This is a genomic window from Planococcus lenghuensis, assembly GCF_001999905.1.
Taxonomy (GTDB): Bacteria; Bacillota; Bacilli; order Bacillales_A; family Planococcaceae; genus Indiicoccus; species Indiicoccus lenghuensis.
In genome coordinates this window covers 3,106,611-3,122,622 of record NZ_CP019640.1, presented here as the reverse complement: position 1 = coordinate 3,122,622, position 16,012 = coordinate 3,106,611, and the positions used below count along the sequence as shown (strand labels likewise).

General features: G+C 49.4%; 17 protein-coding genes and 1 pseudogene. 14 read left to right on the top strand and 4 right to left on the bottom strand.

All coding sequences use genetic code 11. The features are described from left to right. Positions 1 to 11: 11 nt before the first annotated feature. Entirely contained in the window at positions 12 to 593 is a 582-nt protein-coding gene (locus tag B0X71_RS15810; protein WP_332309453.1) for a DUF488 domain-containing protein, read from the top strand. A gap of 5 nt (positions 594 to 598) precedes the next feature. Here B0X71_RS15810 and B0X71_RS15805 read toward each other — a convergent pair whose 3' ends face one another. Then, positions 599 to 1,225, bottom strand: a complete 627-nt coding sequence (locus B0X71_RS15805; protein ID WP_077590325.1) for an HD domain-containing protein — start codon at positions 1,223 to 1,225, stop codon at positions 599 to 601. A gap of 104 nt (positions 1,226 to 1,329) precedes the next feature. Here B0X71_RS15805 and B0X71_RS21810 point away from each other — a divergent pair, with 104 nt between their 5' ends. The 3 genes from B0X71_RS21810 (at position 1,330) to B0X71_RS15790 (ending at position 4,614) form a co-directional block, all read left to right on the top strand. Continuing rightward, on the top strand, positions 1,330 to 2,286 hold the full coding sequence (locus B0X71_RS21810; RefSeq protein ID WP_077590324.1) for a site-2 protease family protein: 957 nt from the start codon (positions 1,330 to 1,332) through the stop codon (positions 2,284 to 2,286). Between the two features lie 23 nt (positions 2,287 to 2,309). Next, entirely contained in the window at positions 2,310 to 2,795 is a 486-nt protein-coding gene (locus B0X71_RS15795) for a metal-dependent hydrolase (protein ID WP_077590323.1), read from the top strand. Between the two features lie 181 nt (positions 2,796 to 2,976). Further along, positions 2,977 to 4,614, top strand: a complete 1,638-nt coding sequence (locus tag B0X71_RS15790) for an SLC13 family permease (protein WP_077590322.1) — start codon at positions 2,977 to 2,979, stop codon at positions 4,612 to 4,614. Positions 4,615 to 4,636: 22 nt separating this feature from the next. On the opposite strand, the gene B0X71_RS15785 is transcribed toward B0X71_RS15790, so the two are convergent. After that, positions 4,637 to 5,827 (bottom strand): MFS transporter, encoded by a 1,191-nt coding sequence (locus B0X71_RS15785; RefSeq protein ID WP_077590321.1) that lies wholly within the window; start codon positions 5,825 to 5,827, stop codon positions 4,637 to 4,639. A 203-nt stretch (positions 5,828 to 6,030) separates the two neighbouring features. Between B0X71_RS15785 and B0X71_RS15780 the strand changes: the two genes are divergently transcribed. The 4 genes from B0X71_RS15780 to B0X71_RS15765 all read left to right on the top strand — a co-directional run bounded on the left by B0X71_RS15780 (position 6,031) and on the right by B0X71_RS15765 (position 8,421). Then, positions 6,031 to 6,279: a hypothetical protein gene (locus B0X71_RS15780; protein WP_077590320.1), complete on the top strand. Its 249-nt coding sequence runs from the start codon at positions 6,031 to 6,033 to the stop codon at positions 6,277 to 6,279. Then, the gene (locus B0X71_RS15775; protein WP_077590319.1) at positions 6,266 to 6,688 is read left to right on the top strand and encodes an RrF2 family transcriptional regulator; all 423 of its coding nucleotides are present in this window, start codon (positions 6,266 to 6,268) and stop codon (positions 6,686 to 6,688) included. The genes B0X71_RS15780 and B0X71_RS15775 overlap by 14 nt, the downstream gene beginning before the upstream one ends. A gap of 93 nt (positions 6,689 to 6,781) precedes the next feature. Next, positions 6,782 to 7,666, top strand: a complete 885-nt coding sequence (gene rbsK / locus B0X71_RS15770; RefSeq protein ID WP_077590318.1) for a ribokinase — start codon at positions 6,782 to 6,784, stop codon at positions 7,664 to 7,666. Between the two features lie 77 nt (positions 7,667 to 7,743). Continuing rightward, entirely contained in the window at positions 7,744 to 8,421 is a 678-nt protein-coding gene (locus B0X71_RS15765; RefSeq protein ID WP_077590317.1) for an SOS response-associated peptidase, read from the top strand. A gap of 296 nt (positions 8,422 to 8,717) precedes the next feature. Here B0X71_RS15765 and B0X71_RS15760 read toward each other — a convergent pair whose 3' ends face one another. Both B0X71_RS15760 and B0X71_RS15755 read right to left on the bottom strand, forming a co-directional pair. Then, on the bottom strand, positions 8,718 to 9,740 hold the full coding sequence (locus B0X71_RS15760) for a DUF4097 family beta strand repeat-containing protein (protein WP_077590316.1): 1,023 nt from the start codon (positions 9,738 to 9,740) through the stop codon (positions 8,718 to 8,720). Beyond that, positions 9,733 to 10,056, bottom strand: a complete 324-nt coding sequence (locus tag B0X71_RS15755; protein ID WP_077590315.1) for a PadR family transcriptional regulator — start codon at positions 10,054 to 10,056, stop codon at positions 9,733 to 9,735. The genes B0X71_RS15760 and B0X71_RS15755 overlap by 8 nt, the downstream gene beginning before the upstream one ends. A gap of 212 nt (positions 10,057 to 10,268) precedes the next feature. Between B0X71_RS15755 and B0X71_RS15750 the strand changes: the two genes are divergently transcribed. The 6 genes and pseudogenes from B0X71_RS15750 (at position 10,269) to B0X71_RS15725 (ending at position 15,943) form a co-directional block, all read left to right on the top strand. Beyond that, complete coding sequence (locus tag B0X71_RS15750; protein ID WP_077590314.1) at positions 10,269 to 10,718, top strand: Lrp/AsnC family transcriptional regulator; 450 nt, start codon at positions 10,269 to 10,271, stop codon at positions 10,716 to 10,718. A gap of 316 nt (positions 10,719 to 11,034) precedes the next feature. Continuing rightward, positions 11,035 to 12,639: a gamma-glutamyltransferase family protein gene (locus tag B0X71_RS15745; RefSeq protein WP_077590313.1), complete on the top strand. Its 1,605-nt coding sequence runs from the start codon at positions 11,035 to 11,037 to the stop codon at positions 12,637 to 12,639. Further along, entirely contained in the window at positions 12,636 to 13,232 is a 597-nt protein-coding gene (locus B0X71_RS15740; RefSeq protein WP_077591040.1) for a chromate transporter, read from the top strand. The genes B0X71_RS15745 and B0X71_RS15740 overlap by 4 nt, the downstream gene beginning before the upstream one ends. Continuing rightward, a complete protein-coding gene (locus B0X71_RS15735; protein ID WP_077590312.1) occupies positions 13,229 to 13,762 on the top strand; it encodes a chromate transporter in 534 nt (177 codons plus the stop codon). The genes B0X71_RS15740 and B0X71_RS15735 overlap by 4 nt, the downstream gene beginning before the upstream one ends. Positions 13,763 to 14,348: 586 nt before the next feature. Further along, positions 14,349 to 14,951: an alpha/beta hydrolase gene (locus tag B0X71_RS15730; RefSeq protein ID WP_077590311.1), complete on the top strand. Its 603-nt coding sequence runs from the start codon at positions 14,349 to 14,351 to the stop codon at positions 14,949 to 14,951. Positions 14,952 to 15,005: 54 nt separating this feature from the next. Further along, positions 15,006 to 15,943: pseudogene (locus B0X71_RS15725) on the top strand (Cof-type HAD-IIB family hydrolase). The last annotated feature ends 69 nt before the right edge of the window (positions 15,944 to 16,012 follow it).

Below are 16,012 nucleotides of genomic sequence, written 5' to 3'. Positions count from 1 at the left end.
GAGAAAGGAGTGTGGTAACGGTGATTCTTTACACAATCGGCCATTCGGGCCATTCGCGGGAACTGTTCCGGCGGATGCTGAAGGAACATGGGATTGAAGTGCTTGCAGATGTCCGCGCTTATCCAGGCAGCCGGAAATGGCCGCAATTTTCAAGAGACCAGTTCCCGGAGTGGCTGGAAGCGGACGGTTTCACATACCGGCATTTTCCGAAACTGGGCGGCCGGCGGCGAAAGTCAAAAGTGATCGGAGCCGAGGTGAATGCCGCATGGCGCAACCGCTCATTCCATAATTACGCTGATTATTGCCTGACAGAAGAGTTTCAGGAAGGCATCGATGAATTGCTGACGCTTGCCGCTGATAAACAGGTGGCATATTGCTGTTCAGAGCGTCATCCGGCGCGCTGTCACCGGCTGCTGATCAGCAATTGGCTCACTACAGGCGGACATGAAGTGAAACATATCATCGATGGGAAGAAAGAAACAATCGAACTCGTTGATCACGAGCTCGGTATATGGGGAGCGCCACCTTTAGTGGGAAAAGGTGGAATCATCACATATCCGGTGACAGAACCGGAAGGCGGCCGGCAAGCTTAAGCCATTCAGCTTTCGAGCACTTCTTTTGTAATTTCCCGTACATCGATGACTGTGTCTTCACTGATCACGTCATCAAGAATGGTATCTTTAAAATAGGAGACGCTGGCATTAAGCGGCAGATCCAGCAGTTTCCGGAGCGCAGTCCGGTACATGATCACGAATTCGGGATCTTTATTGCCCCGTTTCAGTTCGGCGAAGGATTCATAGAACTGGTCCAGTTTATCGGCAAACTCCAGCAGCCGGCCTTCTGTGGTTTCATCTTTTCCTTCTTTCATCCGGTCAAAGAAAATCTGCTGGAACTCCTCCGGGATTTCGCTCAGGATGAACTTCTCCATCATTCCTTCTTCCACCCGGGCCAGCATTTCTTTCAATTCCGGCGAGGAGTGCTTGACGGGTGTTTTGATGTCGCCGATGAACACTTCCGCAAAGTCATGGTTGATGGTTTTTTCATAAAGCGATTTCCAGTCGATTTCTTTTCCAGCCTGTTCCTCGATTGTGGCGAAAAACATCGCATACTGGCTGACTTTCCAGGAATGCGCCGCTACATTATGGTCTTCGAATTTAAAACGGCCCGGCGCGCGGATAATCCGCTCTAAATCATTTAAAGATGTGAAAAATTTATGGATACCCATAGTCATTTCCCCTTTCTGTTAAGGTCTGTATCCTGCTCTATACCCAATTTTCAGGTATAATTATTCATAAGGGCCAATCCCCAATTATGGAGTGGAGAGTGAGCGTGATCCGTTTGGAAGCGACCAAAAAACAAAACCGGGTGCTGGGAACTCTCGGCGTTATCGGTATTTTTCTGGCAACTAAACTGAAATTTGTCCTTGCAATTGTGAAGTTCGCGAAATTGCAGACATTGATTTCGATGTTTCTGTCACTCGGCTTTTATGCAGCTGTATTCGGCTGGAAATTCGGTGTCGCATTAATTTATGTGCTGTTTATCCATGAGATGGGTCATCTCGTGGCTGCCCGGGTGAAAGGGATCCGGACATCTCCGGCAATTTTTGTACCGTTCATGGGTGCCGTCATCGGCATTGACCCGAAAGCGATTAAAGACGCGGAGACGGAAAGTTTTATCGCGTACGGCGGACCGCTGGCAGGTCTGCTGTCCATCATACCAGCCATTCCGCTTTATCTCTATACAGATGAACCGCTTTTTGCGTTAATTATCTATTTGGGGGCTTTCCTGAACCTGTTCAATTTGCTGCCGGTCAGTCCGCTTGACGGGGGACGGATCGTGGCTTCTCTGTCCACCGCATTGTGGGGCTTCGGAATCGTGCTGCTGATCGTTCTGAACTTTGTAATGCCGGGACCGATGTTGTTGCTGATTACGGTGATCGGGGGGATTTCCTGGATTACCCACTTGCTGCGCGGAAGGAAGAAAAAGCAGTTTGAAAATGAAATCGGAGAGATTGACCGGAAAATCCGCCAGCTGGCCTGGCAGCTGGATATATCGCCGGTGCCGGAAACGGAAGAGGAAGTGAAGGATGCGGCCAGTCTGCTCGCCAGGCGCCACAAGCTTGAACGGATGCGGGCTGAACGGAAAGAAGAGATTCACCGGATCAGCACGTATTACGTAACAAGCACGAAAACAAAAGTGAAGTGGGCCCTGCTGTATATCGGCCTGATCGGCGTATTGGCCTTCATCATGATCAGCAGTTTAAGCCTGCTTGAAACCATCACGTAATCGCATCTTAGAGGGAGAACAACATGACAGGAAAAACACATATGCTCGGCGGCATGGCTGCCGGGCTGGCCTTTGCATCAGTAACAGGCGCGCAGCCGCTGCTGATGCTTGGCACAGGAATTATTGGATCGATGCTGCCGGACATTTGCCATAGCGGCAGCATGATCGGCAGAAAACTTAAACCGCTGTCGAAAATCATTAATGCGATATTCGGCCACCGGACGTTCACCCACAGCCTTCTGTTTCTGGCGATCATCGGAACTTTGCTGGACCGTTGGCCGGATAATGCTGCTGTAACAGCCGGCATTATCGTCGGAATGGCGAGCCATCTGCTGCTCGATATGGCGACAAAGAATGGAATTAAGCTGTTTTTTCCGGTCAGTGTGACCGTTCGCCTGCCGCTTACTGTTAAGACAGGCGGGACCGGTGAAAATGCAGTATTCGCCATTCTGTCGCTGCTGACCGTTTACTTTGGCTATATAGCATTTGATTTCGCATCACTCAGCTGAGCAATCATGGTGAAAAAATGAAGGGTGGACCGATTTAAGTCGGGCTGCAGCGGCTGTACCTCCAAGGTGCAGCCGCTTTTTTGCGATTATTTACAGAAACCTGTTGTTGTTGGGAACGCTTTCCTCTTATAATAAAATAGTTTACTTTTTTCAAAAATTCTTGTTATTAGGAGGTAGCCCAATGATTACAGCTGCTTGGGACTGGATGTGGGAAAAGCACGATGAAGCAAAAAAGACCTTGCGCTTTTTTGTCAGGCCGGACGAAGGAGTTCCCGAGAATAGCGTGTCAGTCAGCGGCGGAACCCACGGGCCGGGAGACGGGGATAACCGGAGTTACAATACCGGGCAATTGATCGGATTGTTTGCCGGACCGCTGCTTTTTATCCTGACTTTACTGTTCTTTGAACCGCCAGGCCTTACTCCTGAAGCCCAGGCCATTTTAGCTGGCACTCTCTGGATTGCGATTTGGTGGATCACGGAAGCGATTCCGATTCCCGCAACTTCCCTGTTGCCGATTATCCTGTTCCCGCTCACAGGGGGGCTCGATATTGAAAGTACGACTGCCGCCTACGGGGATGATACGATCTTCCTTTTCATGGCCGGCTTCATGATTGCTCTGGCTATGGAAAAGTGGAATTTGCACCGGCGGATTGCGCTGACCATTATCGGCCTGATCGGCACGAATACGGACCGGATCATTCTGGGTTTCATGATTGCCACCGGTTTTCTCTCCATGTGGATTTCGAACACCGCTACGGCCATGATGATGGTGCCAATCGGTTTAGCGATCATTTATCAAGTATCGGATGCACTCAAGGATGACCCGTCGATCGACACCTCGAAAGAGAATTTTGCATTCGGGAAAGCGCTTATGCTCGGAATCGCTTATTCCGCCTCACTTGGCGGAATTGCAACGTTGATCGGAACACCGCCGAATGCGCTCCTGGCTGGCGCACTTGATACAATTTATGGCATAGAACTCGGATTCGGCCAATGGATGCTGTTTGGTGTCCCGTTTGCCTGGGGCTTCATCTTTCTTGCCTGGTTCTATCTTGTCAAATTGGCGCATCCGCTTAAGCTGAAGCAACTTCCTGGCGGCAACGCGGTGATTCGGGAAGAGAAGCGGCGGTTAGGAGCCGCTTCTTTTGAAGAAAAAGTGGTTTTCACTATTTTCGTGCTAACCGCTTTTGCTTGGATCAGCCGCTCATTTTTACTTTCGCTGTTCCTCCCGGAAATCGGAGATGCCATCATCGGGCTGATTGCGGTTATTATCCTGTTTGCAATTCCTTCAAAAAACCGCAGAGGCGATAACCTGCTTGACTGGGCGACTGCCGTCAAATTGCCGTGGGGTATTTTGCTCCTATTCGGCGGCGGCCTTGCCATTGCTGCCGGATTTGTCAGCTCAGGTCTTTCGGAATGGATCGGAAGCCAGCTGTCGGCACTTGAAGGCGTCCATATCCTGCTTGTGATTTTTGTTGTGGCAACGCTTGTAATCTTCCTGACTGAGATCACATCGAATACAGCAACAGCTTCCATGATGTTTCCGATCATGGCGGCACTTGCGAGCGCGCTGGTTGTTCATCCGTTTGCCCTTATGGTCACAGCGGCAGTCGCTGCATCCTGTGCATTCATGCTGCCCGTTGCAACACCGCCGAATGCTGTCGTCTTCGGTTCCGGTTATTTGCGGATTCCTGATATGGCGAAATCCGGATTCCTGCTGAATGTTATTGGAATCGTAATCAGCAGTCTGCTCGTCTACTTCTATCTTCCGGTTGTTTTCGGTATTGATCTGACCGTACTTCCAGAGACGCTGCAATAAGTAAAGAACCGGCACAGTGCAATCATACTGTGCCGGTTCTTTTTGCGGTCAATGTAATGATCAGTACATAGGCGGTAGGCAGTGCTGCAATCAGCAGGATAAGTGCAGTCCAGCCGCCAGCGGTCCAGACAGGGCTAAGCACTGAGCTGCCGAGCGTGACGCCGATATAGTAGGAGACAAGGTAAAGACTTGATGCACTGCCTTTATGGTGTGTAGCCTGCTGGCTTACAGAAGCGGCAGTCAGTGAGTGCGCTGTAAAGAAGCCAAGGCAAGTGAGGCAAAGGCCGATTGTAATTAAGGTGATCGAACCGCTAAGTGTCAGTAAAATACCCGCTGACAGCGTAAAGACACCGGCGAGCCGGACGGGTCCGATACCCCATTTTCCTGCAAGCCGGCCGGCAACCGGTGATCCCACCACGCCGAGTCCGTATGCAAAAAACAAGTAGGAAATTGCTTCGAGGGACATAACGAACGGCGGTCCCTGCAAATAAAACGGTAAATATGTCCAGACACCAGTAAACGAAATTTGGAGGACCGCGCCCAGGCCAAAAACAAGTAGCAGAGATGGATTCTTCAGGTGGAACATGAATCCTTCGAGATCCTGACGGAATCCCGCGTTGCTTGGTTCGAAATTGCGGGATTTCGGCAGCAGAATAAGCACAGCCATAAACAGCAGGAGGCCGACAGAACCGAAAGCAACAAACGATAGCTCCCACGAGTAGCGATCCGTTAAATACCCGGTCAGCACCCGGCCGAGCATGCCGCCGAGCGCATTGCTTGAAATATAGAGAGCAGTCGCAAAGCCAACGCTTTTTGCTTCGATCTCTTCACTGATATATGCAAGTGCAGCCGCCGGCACTCCAGCCAGTGCTATTCCCTGCAGAAAACGAAGCGTAAGGAAGACAGCGAAGGAATCTGTCAATGGCAGCAGGAAAAACGGAAGTGCTGCCCCGATAAGGGAGAAGGTGATGAATCCCCGCCGCCCGTTGCGGTCGGACAGAAATCCGAGCAGGATCAGTCCGACAATGACTCCAACAATTGTCAGGGACATCGCGAAGCTTGAGACGGATACTGAAACGCCGAATGCTTCCGTGAATACCGGAAGCAGCGGCTGCACTGCATACATATTGGCGAAGACAAAAAGCGAAGCGAATAACAGGCTTACCGCGATTCGCCAAAACATCCGATCCTTCACTGAATAGCGCTGCGGCATGCTGTCACGTCCTTTCTTGTGCAAAAATCAACTTGAATTTTATTGTAGCAGAAATTGGAAAGTCGCAGAAACCGCCTGATTCAAAGAATAATTATGTTTTAGCGGACACTTTGCAATCCGGACAGAACATGCTATATTTCAATTATAGATATAAAGTGTCTTTAATAGCTGCTTTAGTGAATAAAAGAACGGAGGTCGGCGACATGCTTTTTCTGAAGAACTTATTCACGCCTGACATCGCGGTTTTTGCTTCAGCTGATCATGCGTGCATCAACCGGCTGGAACTGCTGCTGCTTAGCCGTAACTTCAAATGTTATACTGATTCCAGCTGCTATCCGGTCTGCGTGGTGAAATGCCCGGTATCTTGCGCAGCCGCGGCAAAAAAATGGATATGCGATACCGGATTTACGTGTGAGAAAGCAGCGGAAGGAGAAATGGATGAAGTACTCTAAGGCGACGAATTACGCTTTGCATACAATGATGCATTTATCGAATCAGCCGGCCGGGCAGACACTCGGTGTCGTCCCGCTGGCTGATAAGCAGGATGTATCAGCGACCTATCTGTCCAAAATTTTAACGAAACTTGTAAAAGCGAATTTAATTGAATCAGCCACTGGTGTGAACGGCGGCTATCGGCTCATGAAGCGTTCCAAGGAAATTTCTTTTCTGGATGTTATAAATGCGATTGAAGGAGAGATGGCTTTATTCAGCTGTACGGCGGATCATGCGGAGCTGGAAGAAGATGAGGACTGCCTGATCGATGAAGTCATGGAGCGGGCAGAACAGCATATGAAGCAGTACCTGGATCAGCAGTTGATCAGAGACGTAGCAGAAAAATTCCGTGTGCGGCATTCCTCCTGATCAATAAGGGGCAAAATTTGCATCCGCCCAGTGCAAAATATCTTTTTTCAGTTTATGGAAAACAGAGTGAGAGACGGTCGGGAGTGTATCGGAATGATCACAGTTGTTGGCAGTATGAATATGGATCTTGTTGTGGGTGCGCCGCGTTTTCCAAAGCAGGGGGAGACAATACTTGGCGATCTGTTTGCGACAGCACCTGGTGGCAAAGGCGCCAACCAGGCGGTCGCAGCAGCACGGCTTGGTGGAAATGTCCACATGATCGGAGCGGTGGGGAACGATGCATTCGGAGTGGAATTGCTCACAACACTCCGCGGCGAAGGGATCAATACAGCGGGAGTCAGCCGGACAAAAGGAATGAGCGGTATTGCGAATATTCTGCTGACAGAAGGCGACAATCGGATTATCGTAGTGCCGGGAGCCAATCACACTATTGGACCTGAACAGGCAGAGGCATTTGAACAGCAGCTGGCAGCAAGCAGCATCGTAATTGTACAGCTGGAAGTGCCGCTGGACCTTGTAACAAGGACTCTGGAGCTGTGCCGCAGCCATCAGGTGCCGGTTATACTGAATCCCGCTCCTGCTGCTGAAGCTGCCCGGAATCTGTTGGCGCTGGCAACCTACATCACGCCGAATGAAACCGAGGCAGAGGAATTATTCGGCCCGGCATGGGAACGGGCGCTGGAAGAATATCCGAACCGGCTCATTGTGACACTTGGCAAAGCAGGGGCCCGCTTTTTTAATGGGGAGCGGCATGTTTCTGTAAAAGGATTTGCAGCTGAAGTGGCGGACACGACTGGAGCCGGTGATGCATTCAACGGAGCACTTGGTGTTGCACTGTCCGAAGGGATGGAGCTCCGGGAGGCCATCCGGTTTGCGAACGCGGCCGCTTCACTGTCAGTCGAAAAGATCGGTGCCCAGACCGGCATGCCGGAATGGGCGGCTGTTGTCGAACGTCTTAGCCAAGGCCACAGCGGTTAACAGACAGATGGAAAGGGAATACAGGAGAGAGAAGTGAACATCCTTTTAAACCATTATTCGGAAATGAGGTGATCACAATGTGCGGCAGATTTTCGCTGTACTCGGATTTTCGGACGATTGTGGACCGGTTCAATGTGGATAATGTATCGTTTGATGAAGGGGAGTACGAGGCGCGTTATAATGTAGCGCCTTCCCAGCAAGTCGTCGCTGTCATCAGTGACGGTAAGGAAAATCGGCTCGGTTTCCTGCGCTGGGGGCTTATCCCGCCTTGGGCGAAGGACGCGAAAATCGGTTATAAAATGATTAATGCGCGTTCAGAAACCGCAGCTGATAAGCCAAGTTACCGGAGCGCCTTCAAAAAAAAGCGCTGTCTTGTTGTAGCTGACTCCTTTTATGAATGGCGGCGGACTGATGATGGAAAACAGCCTATGCTGATCCGTATGAAAACTGGAGAGCCATTCGCGTTTGCCGGTCTGTGGGAGGCCTGGAAGTCGCCGGAAGGAGAAACGGTCTATTCCTGTTCCATTCTGACAACGGAGCCGAATGAATTGATGGAATCGATCCATGACCGCATGCCGGTTGTCTTGTCCAAAGAAGATGAACAGCGCTGGATCGACCCTGATGTTCAGGACACAGAAGCGCTGCAGGACATGCTGAAGCCATATGATGCCGATCAAATGGAAGCATACCCGGTATCGCCGGAAGTCAATTCCCCGAAAAACAAAGGACCTGAACTCATTGAACAGGTGAGTTGAGTAAAAAAGCTGATACCGGAAAAAACGGCGTCAGCTTTTTGTGATTTTTGGTGAAAATACAGCTGAGCTGTGAGCGGAATTGGATGAGTACATGTTAAAGCCAGTTGAATGACCTTTAAGATTCTCTGAATGCACATTAAGATTGGGCGAACACACTTTAAAATTTGCCGAATGTACATTAAGAACAGCCGAATGCATTTTAAGGCCAGCTGATGTACTCGTTTCAAGCCTAAAAACGGCCTGCACCGGCAAACACCGGTGCAGGCCGTTTTTAGAAATGAATGAGTCAGTAATCATTAAAGCTTTTCGACAGTGATGCTGCCGTTATCGGTCGTCAACTGTAGTGTGTGGTCTCCACTTCCGAATAACCTGTTTCTGGTTTTTTCCCCGAATACAGAGATACTCCCCCAATCGGATTTTGTCTGAATAGCGGTATTTTCTGGCTCTCTTGCAGTCTGGACAGTAATGCTGCCATTATCGGTCTTCAACCGGATATTGCGTTCCAAATGATCGGTCGTCAAGTGGATCCGGCCATTTCCGGTTTTTGCGGTGACTGTTCCGCTGATATTTGCCAATCCGATCCGGCCATTGTCAGAGGTTGCCATAACCGACGTGCTGGTGATTTTGTTCATCTCGATCCGTCCATTACTGGACGTGGCGATCAATTCGGCTGCATCGACAGATTCCAGATCAATCCGTCCGTTATCAGATTCAGCGAGCAGTTTGTCTACTACCAGCTGCTGCGCACGGATCCGCCCATTTTCCGACTTCAATCGGATGGACTCGCTTTTTACGCTGTCTGCCTCAATCCGTCCGTTATCCGTCGTGCAATCCAGTTCCTCGTACGTTTTAGCAGGGAGCTGGAGGACGACCGTTGGATTTTTTGAAGTGATACCGAAATTGGAAAGCCCCCACTTGGTCTGTTCTTCCCGGAAAGTGATATACAGCGTCCGGTCTTTGATTTCTGTCGTCAATTGCTGTCGGTAGCTTTTATCCCGTACATCCACATGAAGCTCATCATCAGAAGAGGGACAGAGGACGAGAGCTGCATTCTCGATTTTTGCGTGGACGCGTTCGAATTCTGCTTCCCCTGAAGAATGCGCGAGTTTCGGTTCCAGTCCCGAACCGGAAGAACGGAGCAGTTCCTGTCCGATGGTCTCTGGAGATCCGAGTTCCTGGGCGATATCTTCCTCGGTTTTTCCATCCTGCCGTCCATTGGCGAAGTATTCCCGGATATCCTGGAGAATGTCCTCTCTTTCTTCTTTCGGCAGTGTTGTCAGCGTACTTTCCAGTGTGTGCAGAAATTGCTGTTCAATCATGTTTCATTCCCTCCTCAATGAGTGTATTAATGCCTTCCGTGAACTGTTTCCATTCATCCAGCTGTTCCTGGAGATATGTTCTGCCCGCTTCTGTCAGACTGTAATATTTGCGGGGTGGACCACCGGTTGATTCTTGAAGATACGTTGTGAAGAACCCGTCTTTCGTGAGCCGCCGGAGAAGGGGATACACTGACCCTTCAGAAATGGCAATGCGATCGGAAATTTTCTGGACCAGTTCATATCCGTAGCGGTCTTCCTTGGCCAGCAAAACCAGGACGCATAAATCAAGCGCGCCTTTTTTGAATTGGACATTCATTTTGTCACCCCTCTACTGTTTAATGAATAATACTTGCTTAAGAACAATATAACGGACAGTACTGTTTAATACAAGGTATTATTAAAATAAGTCTAATTTATCAGACATAGAGGGAACGGACAATAAGAATGTAAAAAAACAAATTACCTTTCGCAAAGAAAGGGCGATGCGTATAATAATTAACAAAATACAGGTAAGAAGGTGGTGTCTATATGAAGATTGATGAAACGGATAAACGGATTCTTGAATTGCTCACAGAGAATGGACGCACTTCCTATGTTGATATTGGCAAAGAGCTCAATCTTTCCCGAGTAGCGGTAAGGGAACGGGTACATCAATTGACGGAAGCAGGCATTATTGAGAAATTTACAGTTGTAATTAACAGCGAGAAGATCGGAAAAAGTGTTTCCGGTTTTTTCGAAGTGGACTGTGAGCCGGCTTCACTTGTTGAAGTGGCACAGACGCTTGCAGATAATCCGCTGGTTGCGAGCTGCTACCAGATGACCGGTCCTTCAACGCTTCATATGCATGTGCTTGTTGAGGACTTTATTGCGCTTGAAAAATTCATTAATGAAGAACTGTATGCGCTGGAAGGAATTACGCGGGTGGAAAGCCATATTCTACTCCGACGCTTTAAAAGCAGAAGCGGAATGAAATTATAAGAACTTTTTGCCGCGGACTGTTGCTCGTTCTTACTATAGTTGAAGGATTTGCTGAAGGATTTAAATATATTTTTGGAAAATTCATATAGATTTCTTAATTTTTATGCTTTATAATCGGCAGTAAGCTTTTCTTTTGTTAATTAAAACGAATTAAAAACTTAACAAGTGTATAACTTAGTCCTTATTATTCAACTATTTGTATTCATTTGTTAATAAGCGAGGCCGGAATCAGTAAACAGAGATAAATCACAAAACTAGCCGGTGAACTGCCGGGCTTTTCCCATAAAGGATAGTTATTTAGACAGGAGGATGAATGATGGATTATTTAAATCACCCATTTGAATCGAAACGAAACACGGTATTTGCAAAAAAAGGAATGGTGGCGACATCCCAGCCGCTTGCAGCCCAGGCGGGAATTGAAGTGATGCAAAAAGGCGGCAATGCGATCGATGCAGCCATCGCTGCGGCTGCAGCGCTCACGGTGGTGGAACCTACATCGAATGGCATCGGCGGTGATGCGTTTGCACTCGTCTGGGTGAAGGATAAATTGCATGGACTTAACAGCTCGGGACCGGCGCCAAAAAGCATTTCCGTGGAAGCTGTCAAAGAACGCGGACACGACAAGATGCCGGTCCATGGTCTCATCCCTGTAACAGTACCGGGTGTACCGGCTGCCTGGGCCGCGCTCGCTGAAAAATTTGGCAAACTGCCGCTGTCAGAAACACTGAAACCGGCGATCCGCTATGCGGAAGAAGGTTATCCGCTTACACCGATTCTCGGAAAGTACTGGAAGCTGGCATACAGCCGGTTCAAGGAAACATTCACATCGGAAGAGTACCAGGCGTGGTTTGACACATTTGCACCGAATGGCCGGGCGCCGGAAATCGGCGAAGTATGGACATCGCCTGGTCATGCGTCGACGCTTCGGGATATTGGCGAAACAAATTCCCGTTCATTCTATGAAGGGCAACTTGCTGATCAGATGGATGCATTTATGCAGAAGCACGGCGGCTTTCTGCGCAAGGAAGATCTGACCGCATATAAACCGGAGTGGGTGGAGCCTGTGTCCGCCAACTACCGCGGCTATGATGTATGGGAAATCCCGCCGAACGGACAGGGCATGGTCGCATTGATGGCACTCAATATTTTCAAACAGCAGCAAAAACCGGTCTGGCAGTCAGCGGACACATTCCACGAGCAGATCGAAGCGATGAAACTGGCATTTACGGACGGACAGGCGTTCATCACAGAACCGGAAGCGATGCCGGTGGAGACTGAACACTTGCTGTCGGATGACTATGCCAAATCGCGTGCAGCTGCCATCGGTGAAACGGCGTGTGACCCGGAACCGTATGAACTTCCAAAAGGCGGCACGGTTTACCTGTCTGCTGCAGACGAGGAAGGGAATATGATTTCTTACATCCAAAGTAATTATATGGGTTTCGGATCCGGCATTGTTATCCCGGGCACCGGCATCAGCCTGCAGAACCGGGGAGCGGATTTCAAGCTGGATGAAGACCATCCGAACGTGCTGAAACCGGGCAAACGGACATTCCATACAATCATTCCCGGTTTCCTGACGAAAAACGGAAAAGCGGTCGGGCCGTTTGGGGTCATGGGCGGCTATATGCAGCCGCAAGGTCACTTTCAGGTGGTTACCAATACCGTTGATTACTTGCTGAATCCACAGGCAGCCCTTGATGCGCCGCGCTGGCAATGGATGGGCGGCAAGAAAATAATCGTGGAAGCGCATTTCCCGAATTACTTGGCGCAGGCACTGATCCGCAAAGGGCATGATGTACAAGTGATGGCGGATGGCGGCGCATTCGGACGAGGTCAGATTATCTGGCGCAATCCGGAAACGGGTGTCCTTGCAGGCGGCACAGAACCCCGTACCGATGGAGCTGTGTCTGTGTGGTGACCGAAGAAAAACCGAAAGTCAGACAGCGGGAACCGTCCAGATCCCGGCTGTATGCGGATTTATTTGCCGCCTTTTTCCGTGTAGGCATGCTGGGATTCGGAGGCGGACCTTCTTCGATTCCGCTGTTTCACCAGGAAGTCGTTAAAAAATACCGATGGATGTCAGATGATGATTTCGGTGATACATTGGCATTGGCTAATACAATGCCGGGACCGATCGCCACAAAAATGGCCGGCTATATCGGTTACCGGCTCGGCGGGTTGACCGGCAGCCTGACAGCGTTAATCGCAAACGTTGTGCCGACTGTTCTGCTGATGATTCTGCTGTTGAGTACGCTGCAGGCATTCAAGGACCTGCCATGGGTTGCCAGCATGTCAGCTGCAGTTGTTCCGGTAGTCGGAGTCATGCTGGCTGTCCTGACATGGGATTTTTTGAAAAAATCCGGCCAGTCCCTCGGCTGGACGCGGGCAGTGGTTTTGGCTGTGCTGGCTGCTGTTCTGATGGAAGCCCTCGGTGTCCATCCGGCCTTTTTAATTCTGGCTGTGCTTGTCTTTGTGTTTCTGCCGCTGAAAAAAGGAGGCGAAAATGAGTGATTTTCTGGCAATTGTTTCTCGCTTTCTTTATTCCCGGAATTTTAGGATATGGCGGTGGTCCTGCTTCCATTCCGCTTGTTGAAGCGGAAGTCGTCGACCGGTATGGCTGGATGACTACCCAGGAATTCGGGGAGGTGCTGGCACTCGGGAACGCATTGCCGGGACCGATTGCCACGAAAATGGCCGGCTATATCGGTTTTGAGGAAGGCGGCATTCTTGGCGCTATTATTGCCTTGTTTGCCGCTGTCGGCCCCTCTCTGTTCCTGATGATCGGTCTGATGGTGACGCTTCTGAAGTATAAAGATTCCCCGAAAGTCAAAAACATCACGAAGCTTGTCCGGCCGGTCATCGCAGTGTTGCTCGGCGTCATGGCGCTTCAGTTTTTCACAGAATCAGCAGCGACTGCCGGCATCGTCGAAACTGCCGCAATCGCTGCAGTCAGTTATTTTCTGCTTGAAATCAAAAATATTCATCCCGCCTTTGTTATTCTGCTTGCCTTGGCCTACGGAGGAATAACCGGCTTGATCTGAAAAAAGAATGTCCTCTGATGGACATTCTTTTTTGTTCTGGTATAATTACCTTTAATTCGAGATAGTTGTTCCGGTAATCTCCAGGTAAGCATATGGGCGGAATGAAACCGGCTGAAACTGAAAAAATTCGTTGTGCACCGGTAATTATTGGGTATCAACTGGAGTATCGGGCTGTGAAGAGAAGTGACGAGAGATTCTTCCGGCTTCCTGATTGGTGCAACACCGGAAAATGCTCGGGAACAGCTGGAGCTGCTACCGCAGTATGAACAGCAGTGGGAGTATACTATATAAATTGAGTTAAAGAATCCACATATCACTATAGAATCCAGGTATTTATAGACTAGAGGAGAAACAGAAACCGCCTGTTTCCTCCACAGGGGCTGGAAGCGGTCAATTAACGAGTTACATTAAGCATTGGCGCGTCCGTGGGGTAGACGAAGCAGGAAGACAGACGGGTCTTTGCCTGGCTTCCTGCGAGAGTCTTCCCCCGAGCGACCAATGCGAATTCGCTGAAGATTCTTTTGTTCAACCTATATAGAATCGCTTAGATACCAATCAATCGCACGAGAAAGGGGAAGATACATTCATGAAACATATTTTTAAACCGGGAACCGATCCGGAAAAACCGACGTTATTGCTGCTGCACGGAACAGGGGGAACTGAACAGGACTTGCTCGGACTTGGCCAGGAGATTGATTCGGAAGCATCCGTTTTAAGCATCCGGGGCAACGTGACAGAAAACGGGATGCCCCGTTTTTTTAAGCGGCTGTCCGAAGGGGTATTTGATATCGAAGACTTGAAATTCCGCACGAAGGAATTATATGAGTTTATCGAGGATGCGGCGAAGGAGTATAAATTCGATCGCTCAAACGTTATTGCGATCGGTTATTCAAACGGTGCCAATATTGCAGGCAGTCTGCTGTTCCATTATGGAGATGCACTGCGCGGAGCTATCCTGCATCATCCGATGGTTCCGGTAAGGGATATGGAATTGCCTGATTTGACGGGCACGCCGGTCTTTATCGGGGCAGGTACGAATGACCCGCTTTGTACTGCCGAGGAATCGGAGGATTTAAATCGGCTGCTGAAGGATGCAGGCGCAAGCGTCGAACTTCATTGGGAAAATCAGGGCCATCAGCTGACAATGTCTGAAGTTCAGGCTGCAAAACAATGGTACAGCAAATTATGAATACATGAGATCAATGAAAAGCAGCGATTTCGCTGCTTTTTTGTTTTGACTTAAATGCATCAGGGAAGAAGTTACCTGCCATGCATAAACAGTAACGGCATGAAAATGCCAGATGAGAGGATGTGGATTTTAATGAAACTGATTGCGATTGACCTTGATGATACGCTGCTTTCCGAAGACTGCACCATCAGCCGGATTAACGCCGAAGCAATCCGGCAGGTGCAGGATCAAGGAGACATAGTCGTTGCCTGTTCCGGCCGGTCCGTTCCGGATATCGAACAGATTTTGCATAAGGCCGGGCTGGAATGCCCAATCATTTCAGGAAATGGCGCAGTTACCCGGCATGGGGGCGAAGAGGCCCGCTACTTGGCATTGTCACCTGAAACAGCAGCAGATGTTGCAGGAATTCTGGAGGAAGAAGGGTTCTATTATGAAATCTATACGAACCGGGGCATTTATATCCTGAAAAACGGTCGGGATATACTGCAGGCGGAGATTGAAGCTGCACTGAAAAAAGATCCGGATTACCCGGTGGACTGGGCTGAGCGGAAAATCGAAATCCAGTATAACCAGCACGGAATGACAACGATGGGCGATTTTGGCAGCGTGGATTATGCAGATGTCGCTCCGTATAAATTATTTGTTATGTCATTTGATGGAGACGCACTCGCTTCACTCCGCGACCGGTTATCCGACCGGGCTGATATTTCCATAACTTCCTCAGGGGACGTCAAACTGGAACTTGGACATCCCGAAACCAGCAAGGGGAACGCCGTGCTGGCACTGGCAGATATGATGGAAATCACACAGGCGGACATTGTGGCGATGGGGATAACTTAAACGATTTGTCGATGTTTGAAATCGCCGGCATGAAAATCGCAATGGAAAACGCTGAAGAAGAGGTAATAGAGGCAAGCACACATGTCACAAAGCACCATAATGAAGACGGTGTGGCGCATGCCATCCAAAAATACATGATTCAAGGCAGCTGATTTCCTGGTTTAGGATTCCTGCAGTCGCGGTTTTTATCAGGCACAGTAATTAAATCGTAATAAAACGAA

Excerpts from the sequence above, each read along its gene's own strand:
- B0X71_RS15755 (WP_077590315.1), bottom strand. The coding sequence starts at position 10,056 with ATGAATGTCCAATTCAAAAAAGGCGCGCTTGATTTATGCGTCCTGGTT.
- B0X71_RS15730 (WP_077590311.1), top strand. The coding sequence starts at position 14,349 with ATGAAACATATTTTTAAACCGGGAACCGATCCGGAAAAACCGACGTTA.
- B0X71_RS15790 (WP_077590322.1), top strand. The coding sequence starts at position 2,977 with ATGATTACAGCTGCTTGGGACTGGATGTGGGAAAAGCACGATGAAGCA.
- B0X71_RS15805 (WP_077590325.1), bottom strand. The coding sequence starts at position 1,225 with ATGGGTATCCATAAATTTTTCACATCTTTAAATGATTTAGAGCGGATT.
- B0X71_RS15745 (WP_077590313.1), top strand. The coding sequence starts at position 11,035 with ATGGATTATTTAAATCACCCATTTGAATCGAAACGAAACACGGTATTT.
- B0X71_RS15795 (WP_077590323.1), top strand. The coding sequence starts at position 2,310 with ATGACAGGAAAAACACATATGCTCGGCGGCATGGCTGCCGGGCTGGCC.
- B0X71_RS15780 (WP_077590320.1), top strand. The coding sequence starts at position 6,031 with ATGCTTTTTCTGAAGAACTTATTCACGCCTGACATCGCGGTTTTTGCT.
- B0X71_RS15775 (WP_077590319.1), top strand. The coding sequence starts at position 6,266 with ATGAAGTACTCTAAGGCGACGAATTACGCTTTGCATACAATGATGCAT.
- B0X71_RS15750 (WP_077590314.1), top strand. The coding sequence starts at position 10,269 with ATGAAGATTGATGAAACGGATAAACGGATTCTTGAATTGCTCACAGAG.
- rbsK (WP_077590318.1), top strand. The coding sequence starts at position 6,782 with ATGATCACAGTTGTTGGCAGTATGAATATGGATCTTGTTGTGGGTGCG.
- B0X71_RS15760 (WP_077590316.1), bottom strand. The coding sequence starts at position 9,740 with ATGATTGAACAGCAATTTCTGCACACACTGGAAAGTACGCTGACAACA.
- B0X71_RS15785 (WP_077590321.1), bottom strand. The coding sequence starts at position 5,827 with ATGCCGCAGCGCTATTCAGTGAAGGATCGGATGTTTTGGCGAATCGCG.
- B0X71_RS15765 (WP_077590317.1), top strand. The coding sequence starts at position 7,744 with ATGTGCGGCAGATTTTCGCTGTACTCGGATTTTCGGACGATTGTGGAC.